Source organism: Granulicella mallensis MP5ACTX8, from assembly GCF_000178955.2.
Taxonomy (GTDB): domain Bacteria; phylum Acidobacteriota; class Terriglobia; order Terriglobales; family Acidobacteriaceae; genus Granulicella; species Granulicella mallensis.
The window spans coordinates 3,535,538-3,550,004 of record NC_016631.1 but is presented as its reverse complement, the minus strand read 5'-3'; the positions used below and the strand labels follow the sequence as shown (position 1 = coordinate 3,550,004).

At 55.1% G+C, this 14,467-nt stretch carries 11 protein-coding genes; all 11 read left to right on the top strand.

Annotated elements, in window-relative coordinates; genetic code table 11:
• Nucleotides 1-482 precede the first annotated feature (482 nt).
• The 11 genes from tssB to ACIX8_RS14250 all read left to right on the top strand — a co-directional run bounded on the left by tssB (nt 483) and on the right by ACIX8_RS14250 (nt 14,459).
• The gene (gene tssB, locus ACIX8_RS14300) at nt 483-998 is read left to right on the top strand and encodes a type VI secretion system contractile sheath small subunit (protein WP_014266057.1); all 516 of its coding nucleotides are present in this window, start codon (nt 483-485) and stop codon (nt 996-998) included.
• Complete coding sequence (tssC, locus tag ACIX8_RS14295; protein ID WP_014266056.1) at nt 995-2,497, top strand: type VI secretion system contractile sheath large subunit; 1,503 nt, start codon at nt 995-997, stop codon at nt 2,495-2,497. The genes tssB and tssC overlap by 4 nt, the downstream gene beginning before the upstream one ends.
• A gap of 61 nt (nt 2,498-2,558) precedes the next feature.
• Nucleotides 2,559-3,050 carry an Hcp family type VI secretion system effector gene (locus ACIX8_RS14290; RefSeq protein ID WP_014266055.1) on the top strand — a complete coding sequence of 164 codons (492 nt, stop codon included), beginning with the start codon at nt 2,559-2,561 and terminating at the stop codon, nt 3,048-3,050.
• A gap of 13 nt (nt 3,051-3,063) precedes the next feature.
• On the top strand, nt 3,064-3,795 hold the full coding sequence (locus ACIX8_RS14285; RefSeq protein WP_014266054.1) for a type VI secretion system accessory protein TagJ: 732 nt from the start codon (nt 3,064-3,066) through the stop codon (nt 3,793-3,795).
• Nucleotides 3,795-5,693, top strand: coding sequence for a type VI secretion system protein TssA (tssA, locus tag ACIX8_RS14280; RefSeq protein ID WP_014266053.1), 1,899 nt, complete (start codon nt 3,795-3,797; stop codon nt 5,691-5,693). Before ACIX8_RS14285 ends, tssA begins: the two co-directional genes overlap by 1 nt.
• 14 nt (nt 5,694-5,707) lie before the next feature.
• Nucleotides 5,708-6,169, top strand: a complete 462-nt coding sequence (tssE, locus tag ACIX8_RS14275; protein ID WP_014266052.1) for a type VI secretion system baseplate subunit TssE — start codon at nt 5,708-5,710, stop codon at nt 6,167-6,169.
• Between the two features lie 4 nt (nt 6,170-6,173).
• Nucleotides 6,174-8,018: a type VI secretion system baseplate subunit TssF gene (gene tssF, locus ACIX8_RS14270; protein ID WP_014266051.1), complete on the top strand. Its 1,845-nt coding sequence runs from the start codon at nt 6,174-6,176 to the stop codon at nt 8,016-8,018.
• Complete coding sequence (gene tssG, locus ACIX8_RS14265) at nt 7,982-9,055, top strand: type VI secretion system baseplate subunit TssG (RefSeq protein ID WP_014266050.1); 1,074 nt, start codon at nt 7,982-7,984, stop codon at nt 9,053-9,055. The genes tssF and tssG overlap by 37 nt, the downstream gene beginning before the upstream one ends.
• Nucleotides 9,056-9,099: 44 nt before the next feature.
• Nucleotides 9,100-11,802 (top strand): type VI secretion system ATPase TssH, encoded by a 2,703-nt coding sequence (tssH, locus tag ACIX8_RS14260; protein ID WP_014266049.1) that lies wholly within the window; start codon nt 9,100-9,102, stop codon nt 11,800-11,802.
• Between the two features lie 76 nt (nt 11,803-11,878).
• Nucleotides 11,879-13,912 carry a type VI secretion system Vgr family protein gene (locus tag ACIX8_RS24635; RefSeq protein ID WP_014266048.1) on the top strand — a complete coding sequence of 678 codons (2,034 nt, stop codon included), beginning with the start codon at nt 11,879-11,881 and terminating at the stop codon, nt 13,910-13,912.
• A 64-nt stretch (nt 13,913-13,976) separates the two neighbouring features.
• Complete coding sequence (locus ACIX8_RS14250) at nt 13,977-14,459, top strand: hypothetical protein (protein ID WP_014266047.1); 483 nt, start codon at nt 13,977-13,979, stop codon at nt 14,457-14,459.
• The last annotated feature ends 8 nt before the right edge of the window (nt 14,460-14,467 follow it).

Sequence of the window (14,467 nt, the reverse complement as noted above, 5' to 3'; positions counted from 1 at the left end):
GCGCGCGTTTGAACAGGGCCCCATGTGCATTTGCAGAATAAGCACAACTACTGAGCGGCGTCATGTCGGGTTTTGCTTTGCTTCTGGAGCGTCTGGTAGCTGCCTGCGATGTCAGACCTGCAAAGCTGGTTACGATTATCCCCGAAGAAGGGGGGCAGGGCAACAGTGCCATGCGTGAATCATAAATCTCAAATTGATTTTCTTGTAAGCCCGGGCAGCATGAAAACCTCATCGCGATTTTTTTGAGGGCGACACCCAAAATAAATCGCATGAGTGGGAATAAACCGCGACGGGGCGGGTTTAGACATGCAGGTACGTGATGTAAAGGAGCAAAGTTCAAAGGAATCAGCTACTCGACATCGGCGATGGTCATATTTTCGTCCAGATGCCAATCGTTACTGTTCGGGTGAGGCTTGAACTCGTTCCGTAATTCCTCCGTGCAGTTGTAATGCGCAGTCAACCAGATTTCATGAGGTGCCGCTATGGCAAGAGAAAGTACACAGCATAAGCTTGATCGCGTACGTTCGCCGCGCGTTCAGATTACCTACGACGTCGAGGTGGGTGATGCGATCGAATTGAAGGAGCTGCCGTTCGTGATGGGTGTGCTCGGAGACCTGACCGGTCAGCCGAAGACCCCGCTCGAGGCTCTCAAGGAACGCAAGTTTGTCGAGATCAACCCCGACAACTTCGATACCGTGCTCAAGGGTATGGAGCCGCACCTGGCCTATTCTGTCGCCAATAAGCTGAGCGATATGGGTGACGGAGCGCAGATCAAAGTCGATCTGACCTTCGAGTCGCTCGAAGATTTTGAGCCGGTAAATGTTGCGCGGCAGGTTGGACCGCTGCGCGAGCTGCTCGAGCTGCGCACGCGTCTCTCGGATCTTCGCGGCACCCTCCAGGGCAACGACAAGCTGGATGAGATGCTGCTGGCTGCGGTCTCCAATACGGAAACGCGCGACAAGCTGCGTAAAGAAGTCACCAGTGGAGGTGCGAATTGAGCACAACCAAGACATCAGTTGCAGCAGCGACCTCTACGGTCGCTGCGAACGGCGAAGCACAGGACGTATCTCTTCTTGATCAGATTGTTGCCGAAGGACGCTTCAGCAAGGATGCTGCGAGCCAGGAACGTGGCCGCGACATGATCAAGGAATTTGTGGCCCAGGTACTCGAAGGCCACATGACCGTGAGCCGGGATGCTGAAGCTACTATTCAGACGCGCATTGCGCAGATCGACCAGTTGATCTCGCTGCAGTTGAATGAAATTCTTCACCACCCGTCTTTTCAGAAGCTTGAAGGAACGTGGCGCGGGATCCGGTACCTCATGGACCAGAGCGAAACCAACTCCATGCTGAAGATCAAGGTTCTCAATGTTTCCAAGCGGGAGCTGCTCAAGGATCTGCAGAGAGCTTCGGAGTTCGATCAAAGCTCCCTGTTCAAGAAGGTCTATGAAGAAGAGTTCGGAGTCTTCGGTGGTGCACCTTTTGCTGCACTGATCGGTGACTACGAGTTCGGACGTGGACCCGAAGATATCGAGCTGCTGGAACGAGTGGCGCAGGTGGCCTCAGCCGCTCATGCTCCGTTCCTTTCTGCTGCCTCGGCTAATCTGCTTAACCTCGAGGACTTTACCCAGCTTGGAAGCCCGCGCGACATCGGAAAGATCTTCGATACGACCGAGTATGCCAAGTGGAAGAGCTTCCGCCAGTCTGAGGACTCGCGCTATGTAGGGTTGACGCTGCCTCACGTTCTGATGCGTCTGCCCTATGGAAAAGAGACGAAAGCTGTCGACGACTTCGACTACGAAGAAGCAGTCGATGGTACGGATCACTCCAAGTATCTGTGGGGCAATGCAGCCTATGCTTTGGGTGCGCGTCTCACAAACGCATTCGCAAGGTATGGCTGGTGCGCTGCGATCCGCGGTGTTGAGGGTGGCGGCCTTGTGGAAGGACTTCCGGCACACACCTTCCGTACCGATGAGGGTGATGTCGCACTCAAGTGCCCCACGGAGATTGCGGTTACAGACCGTCGCGAAAAAGAACTCGCCGATCAGGGCTTTATCCCGTTGGTGCACTGCAAGGGCACAGACTACGCGGCCTTTTTCAGTGTTCAGTCCGGCAACAAGCCGAAGCTCTACGACAAAGATGCGGCGAATGCGAATGCTCGGCTCTCCGCTCAGCTCCCATACATTCTCGCGATGTCGAGATTTGCGCACTATCTTAAAGCGATTATGCGCGATAAGCTTGGCAGCTTCATGTCGCGTGACGAATGCGAGATATTCCTGAACCAATGGATTTCGCATTATGTCTTGTCGAACGATGTTGCGACCCACGCTGCCAAAGCGAAGTTGCCACTCCGTGAAGCTTCGATTCAGGTGTCAGAGGTTCCCGGCAAGCCTGGTGCCTACCGTGCGGTTGCTTTCCTCAAGCCGCACTTCCAGTTGGATGAACTCACCATCTCCCTCCGCCTTGTTGCGGATCTTCCTGAGTCTGCGCGCAGCTAAACCTCGCGCAGTACTTCTCTACAACCCTTCCCAATAGAACAAATAGATTAGGAGAATTTCTATGCCATATGCAGGCGAACTTGATTACTACCTCAATATTCCAGGTTGCCAGGGTGAGTCCCAGACCTCGGGTGCTACCAACCAGATCAAGGTGAATAGTTTCAGCTTCGGCGGCAACTCCGTGAGCAGCGTGGATGCAACCTCGGGTTCGTCGTCGGGGAAGGTAATCTGCGGCGATCTCAATCTCGATCTGGTGATGGATAAGGGCGGCCCACTGCTTTTTCAGGGAATGACAAAGGGTACCCACTTCGCTACGGCTACGCTGACCGGATTGAAGACGGCCGGCTCTTCTCCTGGAACTTACTTTACTCTCGCGTTGACAGAGGCTTATGTGTCCAGCACGCAGTTCAGTGGCCAGTCTTCCATGCCCAATTTGGGCATCTCCCTGTCCTATAACCAAATCACCATCACGTACTACATGCAGTCGGCGACAGGCACTCTCACCTCGACGGGTTCTGTTTCTTATTCGCGTACGACACAGGTAAGCAGCTAGGTATAGAGCACTTATGGATGCACTTTCACTTTACAAGGCCGGGCAATTGGGCCCGGCCATTGAGACCCTTGGTGTTGAGCTTCGTACGCAGCCTGGTGACACCAGGCTGCGCACTTTTCTCTTCGAACTACTTTGCTTCGCGGGTGCTTATGATCGTGCGGAGAAACAACTCGATATTCTTGCTGATGCAAATCAGGATGCCTTTGCCGGCGCGCTGTTGTACCGTGCTGCGCTACATGCACAACGCACTCGGGAAGAACTCCTGCTTAGTGGGCAGCTTCCAGCCAGAGATTCTGATTCTGGTCCGGTCTCAGGTTCGTTGAACGGGACGGCCTTTAGCTCTTTTGAGGATGAGGACTCGCGGTTTGGAACTCACCTTGAGGCCTTTATCGCTGGCAGCTATACCCTCATTCCTTTTCGATATATCCAGCGGGTAGAGATCGCGCCGCCTAAGCGCCTGCGGGATCTGCTCTGGGCTACGGCTATCCTCACGACAACTCCAGATTTTCGTTTGCAGGATCTTGGAGAAGTCCTGCTTCCCGTGCTCTCTCCGGGCAGCTCAACCTTTCCTGATGATCTGGTGCGTCTGGGGCGCACAACGGTATGGCAGAACACAGGCAACGAAGAGGACGAGCTTCCTCTGGGGCAGAAGAGCTTTCTTGTCGATGGTGAAGCCCACTCCTTACTCTCCGTGCGCGAGCTCACTTTTACCCGTAATTCATCGCTTACGGCAGAGGAAAGATAATGCCACTGCGTGACGATCTACTGACACCTATTGCCGGGGATAATCCAGCAGGCGCAAGCCTCCGCTATGACCGGGTCTATGACCAGATCAAAGAGGCTCGTACGGAGGATGACGACTCTCTTCCGACGGGTGCCTGGGAGCGGCAGAGCAAACGTGCTGACTTTAAGGTTGTTGCGAAGTTAGCCGGCGAGGCGTTGGCAAATCGGAGTAAGGACCTGCACCTTGCTGTCTGGCTGGGAGAAGCTCTCCTCAAGCAGGAGGGCATCTCTCCGCTGACATCTATATTGCAGCTTTGTCTTGATTTACAGCAGAACTTTTGGGAGACGTTATACCCGGAGATTGATGAAGGCGATCCGGGCCTGCGCGTTGTCCCTTTGCAGTGGGCCGCAAATCGCTATGCTGCGCTTGTCTATGGTGCCGGGCTTACATTGGAGCCCATTAATTTTTTCGAGTATAAAGCCGCACGTGTTGTCGGCAGGGAAGAAGACGCGAACAATAGCGAGCAGCAGCGGGAAGTCCGCGCCAAAGCGATCGCTGATGGAAAGCTCACAAGTGAAGAGGTAGATGAAGCGATTGCCGCTACGCCGAAGGCGTTCTATGTGGCTCTCGATGGATCGTTGGTCTCCGCTATCGAAGTGCTGCGTGAACTGGATGTCTATTGCGAGGAGAGCTATGGGCAGGAGGCTCCTTCGTTTCGCAAACTGCGGGAGGCTCTCGAAGAGGTACAAAATCTCGTCGGCTCCTTGCTGCGTGACAAGCGTCGGCTGGAACCCGACCCGGCGGAAGATACATCGGGTGGAGAGATCGAACGCGAAATCTATGCTTCTGATGGTGAAGCTTCCAGCGCGTTGACGGCCTCCCTAGACGAAGGAAACGATCAGTCTGCGCAGGCTCCCACCCACTCCGCTTCGAAACAGCCACTACGCTCCGAAAAAAGGCAGACATCGGCATGCGAAAGTTGGGACGACGCTCTTGGTCATATCGAGTCTGCAGTGACTTATATGGGTGGCCAGGATCCGAGCAGCCCTCTGCCATTTCTGCTACGAAGCTCGATGCGTCTCGCTGAGTTGCGTGGGATTTCCGTAAGTCGGCAGATGGAATACCTGATAGCTCCCTCTTCGGAGTTGAGGCAGGCCCTTAAAGGAGTAGCTGGTTCTGGGGACTGGCTGGAACTGCATCGCCAGAGCTTTGAAGCGCTTGGAACTCCCTGTGGCCGCGGATGGCTTGATCTTTATCGTTACCTCTGGACAAGTTGCAGAGCCATGGGTTGGGAGGCGCAACAGCTTTCCATCGCCGTCGCGATGCAGCAGATACTGCGTGAATTGCCAGAGCTGCGGGAATGGACGTTGAATGACGATACACCGGTTGCAAATGCAGAGACGATGCGTTGGCTTGCAGAAGAGATTGCTCCTCCTATAGCTCACGGCAATCATGAGGAGGAGCATTCGGCAGCAGCTCCTGTTGCGATAGCCATGCCTGTGGTCGCACTGGTATCTGAAGGCGAGTCCTCCGGCGCGGCAGAGGCAGAAGACCTCTTCCATACGGCTCAGGAGCTTGCTGCCAGGGGGCAGGTTCAGGGTGCTATTCAGATGTTAGCGCGCGATGCGGAGCATCAATCGATTGGGCGTCTGCGATACAGCCGCAACCTGCAGATCGCAGAGCTGTGTCTGCAGAGCGGCAATAGTGCTGTTGCAGTGCCGATGTTGCAGGAGCTTATACGCGAAGTGGAAGACCGCAAGCTTGAAAGCTGGGAGCCACGCGGGATCGTCGCAAAGCCTTATGTGCTGCTGCTGCAGTGTGCTTCCGCGGTGACGCTCGACGCTGCCCCACTCTTTGCGCGGCTGTGCGCCATCGATCCGAGCGTTGCGCTTGCCATTACCCCACCCGCACAGAGCTAAGAAAGGAGACGAACATGGCACGAGCGCCTGAGTTATTGGTAACGCAATCTGTACTTGACCGGTTGAGCACGACTGAAGACTGGCCAACGACCCGCGCGCAATCCATTCGATTTTTACGTGACAGCATCAAACGCAATCTTGAATGGCTGCTGAATACGCGTCGCCCTCCTATCGAAGGTATTGAAGGCTATCCTCTTGCTCGTAATACGGTTCTTTATTACGGGTTGTTGGATCTTGGCTCGCTTAGTCTCGCTTCAACCGATGATCAGAAGCGCCTGCAGCAGAGAATCGCCGAGATGGTGGAGCACTCTGAGCCACGTTTGCAAGAAGTGCAGGTGCGCCTTGAAGACGGAGACCTGCAGAAAAAGAAGCTGCGCTTCCACATTGGCGCTCGCATGCAGATGAAGCCTTTGCCGGAGGAGATCGCCTTCGACACCGTACTGGATCTCGCTACTGGCGAATATCAGGTGGATTGAAACTATGCGACCTGAGTTACTAGATTCTTATGAACGCGAGCTAGCCTATCTCCGTGATATGGGGGCGGAGTTTGGCCGCAAGTACCCACGCGTGGCCAGCCGGCTGCTGCTCGAACCGGATCGCTGCGAAGACCCTCATGTCGAGCGGTTGATCGAGTCATTCGCCTTTATGGCGGCCCGGCTTCATCTGCGCCTGGATGACGATCTGCCGGAGCTGACCTCCTCTCTCCTCAACCTTATTTATCCGCATTACCTGCGGCCCATTCCGGCGATGACCGTTGTGGAATGTCAGATCGAGGCTGAGAGTGCTGGCAAACAAAGTTCCTCTCTGATGATGCCTGAGGGGACGATGCTCAATACGCGAAGAAACGTGGATGGTATGACGTGCCGCTTTCGCACCACCTACCCGGTCGAACTGTGGCCAATCACCGTGGCGGAATGTTCCTGGCGTATGCCCGAACAGTTGCCGCGTCCGGTAAGGATTGCAGGTGCTGCAGCGGCTTTACGTATGGTGCTGCGCGGTGGCAAGGATGTTAAGCCTGGGGCACTCGGTATCTCTTCATTGCGCTTCTATATCTCTGGTGACAGCAACGTCGTCTTCACGCTGTATGAGTTGTTGGCGAGTAAGTGCATCTCCATTCTGCTAAGAGACCCTCGTGCCCCTGAGGGAAGAACGATCACTATCCCGCCGTCGTCGCTCAGGCCTGTGGGCTTTGAAGAAGAGGAGAGCCTGCTGCCTTATCCGAGGCGCTCGTTCGACGGCTACCGGCTCCTGCAGGAGTACTTTGCCTTTCCGCAGAAGTTTCTCTTCTTCGACCTCTCGGGATTGGAAGCTATGTCAGCGTTCGCAGCGAGTGATGAGGTTGAACTGCTGTTTCACTTCAGCCGATTCGAGAGGCCGGAACGTCAGCAAGTTCTCGAGGTCGGTGTCTCAAATGAAACTCTGCGGCTTGGCTGCACTCCGGCTATTAATTTGTTTTCTCAGGCGGCCGAACCGATACTCCTGACGCAGACGCAACATGAGTACCGCGTGACGGCCGATGCGCGTTATACCCGCATGATGGAAGTCTTTTCAATCGACGACGTGCTCGCAACCAGCCCGAGCAAACGGCAAACTACACCTCTCGCACCCCTCTATGCCTATCGTTACAACACGATCGCGCAGGAGCAGGGAGTGTTCTGGCATGCCAATCGCCGGTATTCATCTTTTGAAGAGAGACAGCCTTCGTCCGTGTTTCTGTCGCTGGTCGATCTGAACGGTTCACTCACCGAGCCGGGCGCGGAAGTGCTGACGGTTCACTGCACCTGTTCTAACCATGACCTGCCATCGCAACTGAGTTTCGGAGCCGCGGAGGGTGACTTCGAGGCAGTGAATTTTGCGGGTGTACAGCGCATTCGAGCATTACACCGACCCACGTCTTCGCTCGATCCGCCTGCCGGCAAGGGCCAGCTGTGGCGACTCATCTCGCAGCTATCGCTCAATTACCTTTCGCTCGGCGAAGGCGGTCTGGGGGCTTTGCAGGAGATTCTGCGCATTCATAACTTCTCTGAATCCTCGCAGGTGGAGTCGCAGATTGCCGGACTGATTGCCATGCGAAATAAACGGCACTTCGCCATCATGCGTGCCGATTACGGCAATACTCCGGCACGAGGGACGCGCGTCGAAATAGAACTCGACGAGCGGCAGTTTGCTAATGGCGGAGCTTATCTCTTTGCGAGTGTGCTGGAGAGATTTCTCGGCTCCTATGTGTCGATGAACAGTTTTTGCCAGTTGCGAGCAGAAAGCAATCTACGAAAGGAGGGACTGGGAACATGGATGCCACGAGCAGGCAGTCGAGTGCTGCTATAGAAGTTGAAAGTACCCGCGAGCATGAAGCGCTATTCCATATGCTGAGTGAAGAACCCTTTTCCTTCCGCTTCTTTCAGTCCGTGCGCCTGTTGGAGAGATTGTTTCCCGAGCGGAAGCCGGTAGGCTATTTCGTCTCTCCTCAGAGCGAAGTCGTGCGTTTCTCCTCGCGCACGTCACTTAACTTTCCTGCGAGCGAAATACAAAGCTTTCGTGAAAATGACTCGCGACCCAATGACATGGAGGTCAACTTCCTCGGCCTGACTACCGTCAACGGGCCGCTGCCGCATCCCTATGCAGAGCATCTGTTGGACCGTATGCGCGCGAAGGATTATGCCCCGGGTGATTTCTTCAACCTCTTCAATCACCGCTTTGTCTCTCTTTTCTATCGTAGTTGGAAGAGATATCGCTTCTTTATTGGTTACGAACTGGATAAGACGCGTGGGCAGGTTAGTGGAGACCCGGTCACGGCTAGTCTCTATAGCTTGCTTGGATTCGGCACTGCTGGTTTGTTGCAACGCACTGCCGTGCCCGATGAGGCCATGCTTTACTACGCAGGTCTGCTGGGACGCAATGTGCCGACTTCGCAGGCGCTGAAGCAGCTGCTCAGCGACTTCTTTGAAGTGCCGGTACGAATCGAAGAGTTTACCGGAAACTGGAACCTTTTGCCGGAAGAGGATCTTACCTATCTGAACGATACCGGGCTGCAATCAGAGTCCCTGGGCATCGGCACGATTGTGGGCGATGCGGTATGGGACCAGCACGGCACAGTGACGGTACGTCTAGGGCCTATGCCGCTGAAGCAGTACCAAGACTTTCTTCCCGGAGGTGTTGCGGCCAGGCAACTGGAAGCCTGGTTGCGGCTCTTCGGACAGGGAGAGTTCGACTTTGCGGTGCGACTGGTGCTTGCACGCGAAGAGGTGCCGGGAGTGTTGCTAACGCCGGAACAAAACGGAATGGGCAGGCTCGGCTTTGAAAGCTGGTTGAAGAATCGTCCGTTTCTGCACGATGCAGAGGACGCTGTGTACCGCCTGCACTAGCTATTAGTTATTGCCGCAAGCGTTAAAGAAAAAGGAGCAAATACGTGAACCTGAAATCCCTGATTGCGAAACTCAACGACACCTGCCGCAGCGCGATGGAAGGCGCCGCAGGTCTGTGTGTCTCGCGCACGCACTACGACATTGAGATCGAACACTATCTGCTCAAGCTGCTTGATGGGACGGATAGCGATATCGCTCTCATCTTGAAGCAGTATGGTGTGGACCGGTCACGACTGACCCGCGAACTCGAACGTTCGCTCGACAAGCTGAAGACGGGAAATGCGCGCTCGCCGGCATTGAGCCCTCAGTTGCTGCACATGTTTACCGAAGCCTGGACGCTGGCTACGCTCGATTACGAGGCAGGACAGATTCGCTCGGGATTTACTCTTCTGGCTCTGTTGACGAACAGTGATCTGTCTCGGACCGTTCGCGAGATCAGCTCTGAATTGCAGTTGATCTCTGTCGAAGCTCTGCGCAAAGACTTCTTCAATATTGTTAGCTCGTCTCGCGAAGAGACTACCGCTATCGGTTTTGGGCAGGATGTGTCCGGACCTGCCTCTGGAACGGCTGCGTCCGGTACGCAACGCCGCACGCCTCATCTCGACCAGTACACCGTGAACATGACGGCAAACGCCGCAGCGGGAAAGATAGACACCGTACTGGGCCGCGATGTGGAGATTCGCCAGGTGATCGATATCCTGATGCGTCGCCGCCAGAACAACCCGATTCTGACCGGCGAGGCTGGTGTAGGAAAGACCGCGGTTGTGGAAGGCTTCTCTTTGCGCATTGCGGCTGGCGATGTGCCGCCGCCGCTGCGCAACGTTCAGCTTCATTCTTTGGACCTCGCGCTGTTGCAGGCAGGAGCAAGCGTAAAAGGTGAGTTTGAGAACAGGCTCAAGGGCTTGATTGAGGAAGTAAAGTCCTCACCTCATCCGATCATTCTCTTCATTGATGAAGCGCATACGATGATCGGCGCCGGTGGCCAGGCCGGGCAGAATGATGCTGCCAATCTGCTGAAGCCTGCTCTGGCACGTGGAGAGCTTCGCACCATCGCTGCAACCACTTGGTCCGAGTATAAGAAGTTTTTTGAGAAGGATGCAGCGCTGGCGCGACGTTTTCAGGTCGTCAAGGTTGAGGAGCCGATCGAGCCGCAATGCGGGACGATGCTGCGTGGCCTGATCCCAGCGCTTGAGAAGCATCATGGGCTGCGCATCCTGGACGAGGCTGTGACCGCCGCGGTGCGTTTGTCGCATCGGTATATGGTCGGGCGGCAGTTGCCCGATAAGGCCGTGAGTGTGCTCGATACAGCCTGTGCGCGTCTTTCGCTCAGCCAGAGCACAACCCCTGGCATCATCGAAGATGCGCAGCGCAGGATTGCGGATCTCGAGACACAGACGCGTATGCTGAGTCGCGAAGAGGCTGTTGGAGCGAACCACGTGGAGCGGCTGCGTGAGATTGCCGATGCGCTTCTTGTCGAGCAGGCGAAGCTTGTAACCAGCAATACTCAATGGCAGCAAGAGGTTGCTCTGGTTGAAAAGATTCGTGCATTGCGGACGGAGTTGGAAGACGCTAACGAAGGCGATCATGATAAGAGCACCGCAGCGCCCTCGCGTGTAGCACTTGCAGCGCTCGAGCGTGAGTTGGCCGAGGTTCAAGGTGAGTCACCTATGATGAGAGTTGCGGTCGATGCGCAGATAGTGGGGGAAGTTATCTCAGCCTGGACCGGAATTCCACTTGGAAAGATGGTCAAGGATGAACTTGCGACGGTACTGGAACTTTCCTCTCACCTGCGTAATCGCGTGATCGGCCAGGACTATGCCATGGACGCGATCGCACAGCGCATACTTACCTCGCGCGCCAGTCTCGACGATCCAGGAAAGCCTGTCGGCGTGTTCATGCTCGTGGGGCCAAGCGGCGTCGGTAAGACTGAGACTGCGTTGGCGCTCTCTGACCTGTTGTATGGCGGCGAACGCAACCTCATTACGATCAATATGTCGGAGTTCCAGGAAGCGCATACTGTTTCCGCACTCAAGGGTTCGCCTCCGGGATATGTGGGGTACGGCGAGGGCGGTGTGTTGACCGAAGCTGTGCGCCGCCGGCCGTACTCTGTCGTCCTGCTCGACGAGGTAGAGAAGGCGCATCCCGATGTGCTGGAGCTCTTCTTCCAGGTCTTCGACAAGGGAAGCATGGAGGACGGAGAGGGGCGCGTCATCAACTTCAAGAATACGGTGTTGATTCTCACCAGCAATGCCGCTACCGATACCATGATGAAGCTGACGGCAGATCCTGAGACGATGCCTTTCCCAGAGGCGCTGGTGAATGCGATCAAGCCGGAGCTGAACAAGATCTTCAAGCCCGCGTTTCTCGGACGCATGTTGATCGTTCCCTACCTGCCGGTTCGGGATGAGGCTCTCAAGCAGATCATCCGCCTTAAACTCGGAAAGATTGTCCGTCGCCTGCAGGAGAATCACAGGATCGTTTTGCGCTACGATGACGCTTTGCTGAGCGAGATCGCAAGCCGCTGCACTGAGGTCGAAAGTGGAGCACGCAACGTAGATAACATCCTGTCGAATACCATGCTCCCCGAGATCTCGCGTGAGCTGTTATTGCGCATGGTGCAGGGAGATGCAGGTACTGCCGTCTCGGTAGGCGTGGGGGAGGCTGGGGCATTCACCTATCAATGGAGCACGGGGAGCGCTGTTGCCTTAGAGGACAACGCTCCTGAGCTTGCCGCTGCAACTGCTTAGTACACAAACAGGAAGTGCCAGGGCTGATCTGTAGCCCTGGCCTACCTTCAGTAAATAGAAAGCGTAAGCGATAGATATGCCAACCTACACACACGATAGACGTCTGCTTTCGCTCACGACTCCACTGGGCAAAGATGCAGTTCTGGTCGAGAGGTTTTCAGGACACGAGGGAATCTCTTCACTGACGGAGCTGGAGTTGGAACTGCTCAGCTTTCCTGAGAATCCAATTCAGCCGGCTTCCTTTATCGGCAAGCGCGTTACCCTTGGTATTGCTTATAACTTGAGTGGGCAGCGTTACTTCAACGGAATCGTGCGTAGCCTGAAGCTGATAAGCCACGATGGGCAGTTGGATGAGAGTACTACGCCGGTTCTGGTCTATAAGGCTGAAGTCGTACCGAATCTGTGGCTGCTGACACTCAACTCACAGACGCGTGTCTTTCAGAACAAGACTGTGATCGAGATCGTAAAGGCTGTGCTTGGCGTCTACAGTATTACCCCCAAGGACGATACCCAGGCCACTTACCAGCCGCTCGACTACTGCACCCAGTACCGTGAGACGGATTACGATTTTGTCGCACGTCTTCTGGAGCAGCACGGTATCTTCTTCTATTTCATCCACACCCAGAGCGACCACATCATGGTGCTCGCAGATAACTCCGCTCAGCTTTCTCCCTGTCCGGTGCAGAGCACCTTCAACTACATGCCGCAGATGGATCTGGATGGTGGAGATTTCTACAACATGTATGTGCATGCCTTCGATGTGCGCACTGCGATGGTCACGGGCAAGCACACGCTCTGGGATTACCGCTTCACACAGTATGCGCGGCAGCCGAGTAGTCCTGCGTCTTCTATAAGCAAAGCTGTTACCGGAGACAACGAGCACGAGAAGTACGACTACGCTGACGCTCCCTCCGCATGGGCGAAGACGGATGGCAGCGATGGCAAGATTCAAACAGTCGAGAGTCAGCTTCAGGACATCGCGCGCGATCGCAGCGATACGGGTTCCGTCGAGATCTTCGGTGTTTCGAACGCAAGCCTGCTTGATTCGGGTAATACCTTCACGCTGGCGATGCACCCGGACGAGGTGCAGAACACCAAGTACCTGGTGTTGAGTGTCGAGCACAATGGCCGGCAGATGCCGCCGTTTCGCACTGACGGCACGGGTATAGGGGAGGGGTATCGTAATACCTTTACCGCACAACCCGCTTCGCTGGTCTACCGTCCGGCGCGCACCATACCGAAGCCACGTGTCAATGGTGTGGTTACGGGTAAAGTTGTTGTCCCGGCAGGTGAAGATTCATACATCGATAAGTACGGCCGTGTCTGCGTGCAGTTCTGGTGGGATCGCACCAGGCCGCCCAACCAGACAGACAATACGCTTCTTCGTGTTGCACAGGCCTGGGCAGGCTCCGGGTGGGGCACTTACTTCTGGCCTCGTGTCAACGATGAGGTCTTGATTGATTTCATCGAGGGCGATCCCGATGCTCCTATTGTCGTGGGTTCGCTCTATAACGGAGTGAATAAACCAAAATACGATCCGGCGACCGAATATACGCGCTCAGGTATCTTGACGCGTTCCTCGAAGAATGGCACGGCTGCCAATGCGAACGAGCTTCGCTTTGAAGATAAAAAGGGGAGCGAGCAGATCTTCATGAATGCGGAGAAAGATATGGACCATCGAATCGAGATGGACCATCGCAGATACGTCGGCGGAAAGGATTCGCTCATCGTTAAAGGCAGCCGCTATGACGAGATCGACAGCGATCTGCAAAGTAACGTCAAGGCGAATCGGGTTGCAAAGGTAGCTCAGAACTATTCGCTGCAGGTCGGGCAGGATCACGGAGAAAAGGTCGGTAATAATTACTCTCTCGAGGCTGGGTCGGAGGTCTATATTAAGGCGGCCACGAATCTCGTCATCGAGAGCGGCATGGAGATATGCCTCAAGGCCGCGGGAGGCTTTATCACTATCGGCCCTACTGGCGTCAGTATCTCCGGGACAATGGTGCTGATCAACAGCGGAGGGAGTGCAAGCTCCGGAACTGCGGTCCAGATCAGCACTCCGGAAGCTCCTGATGAAGCAGATGACGGAACAAAGGGTGGAAAGATGTAGAAACGCCTTCTCCCAGCCTGTTTAGTAGCTGTGATTTTACTTGCGATGTGATTTGACGAGAGATATGGAACAATTCGAAACGGTAGGAAATTGGCGGATAACGGTGCTGCCAAAAGGGTGGAGCTATATTGCGGGCTTCGGAATCCGCCAAGACTTGCCCGATTCCGGGAGTACCCCTGCAAATGTCTCTCTTCGAGAGGACCAGCTGGAAGGCAAAGATACACTTTCGACTTATATTCAAGCTCAGTCCAAACTGTTAGGCCAGTATCTTGATTCGCCGAGGATGGCTGGTCCGCAGCCGATATCGTTTCCTAAGGCAGAGGAAGCATCGCTCTTCCTGGTGCGGCATGCACCCGATGCAGCAGGCCCAATGCTTCATGCGCAGACGTATGTCCGCTTTGGGCGTTGGGTTGGTATCGTGACGCTCACAACCCCCGATTCTGCGTTGAAGGCCGTGCGTCCTGACTACGATACCTTTCTCAAAGGACTTCAGGTCGTTTCTGAACAGGGCGGAGCGGGACAAAATGCAACCGAAGGTCTTAGATAGGAGATTGA

What these genes read in the sequence shown, in the direction of transcription:
- tssB (WP_014266057.1), top strand. Translation starts at nt 483, where the DNA reads ATGGCAAGAGAAAGTACACAGCATAAGCTTGATCGCGTACGTTCGCCG.
- ACIX8_RS14290 (WP_014266055.1), top strand. Translation starts at nt 2,559, where the DNA reads ATGCCATATGCAGGCGAACTTGATTACTACCTCAATATTCCAGGTTGC.
- ACIX8_RS14285 (WP_014266054.1), top strand. Translation starts at nt 3,064, where the DNA reads ATGGATGCACTTTCACTTTACAAGGCCGGGCAATTGGGCCCGGCCATT.
- tssA (WP_014266053.1), top strand. Translation starts at nt 3,795, where the DNA reads ATGCCACTGCGTGACGATCTACTGACACCTATTGCCGGGGATAATCCA.
- tssE (WP_014266052.1), top strand. Translation starts at nt 5,708, where the DNA reads ATGGCACGAGCGCCTGAGTTATTGGTAACGCAATCTGTACTTGACCGG.
- tssF (WP_014266051.1), top strand. Translation starts at nt 6,174, where the DNA reads ATGCGACCTGAGTTACTAGATTCTTATGAACGCGAGCTAGCCTATCTC.
- tssG (WP_014266050.1), top strand. Translation starts at nt 7,982, where the DNA reads ATGGATGCCACGAGCAGGCAGTCGAGTGCTGCTATAGAAGTTGAAAGT.
- ACIX8_RS24635 (WP_014266048.1), top strand. Translation starts at nt 11,879, where the DNA reads ATGCCAACCTACACACACGATAGACGTCTGCTTTCGCTCACGACTCCA.
- ACIX8_RS14250 (WP_014266047.1), top strand. Translation starts at nt 13,977, where the DNA reads ATGGAACAATTCGAAACGGTAGGAAATTGGCGGATAACGGTGCTGCCA.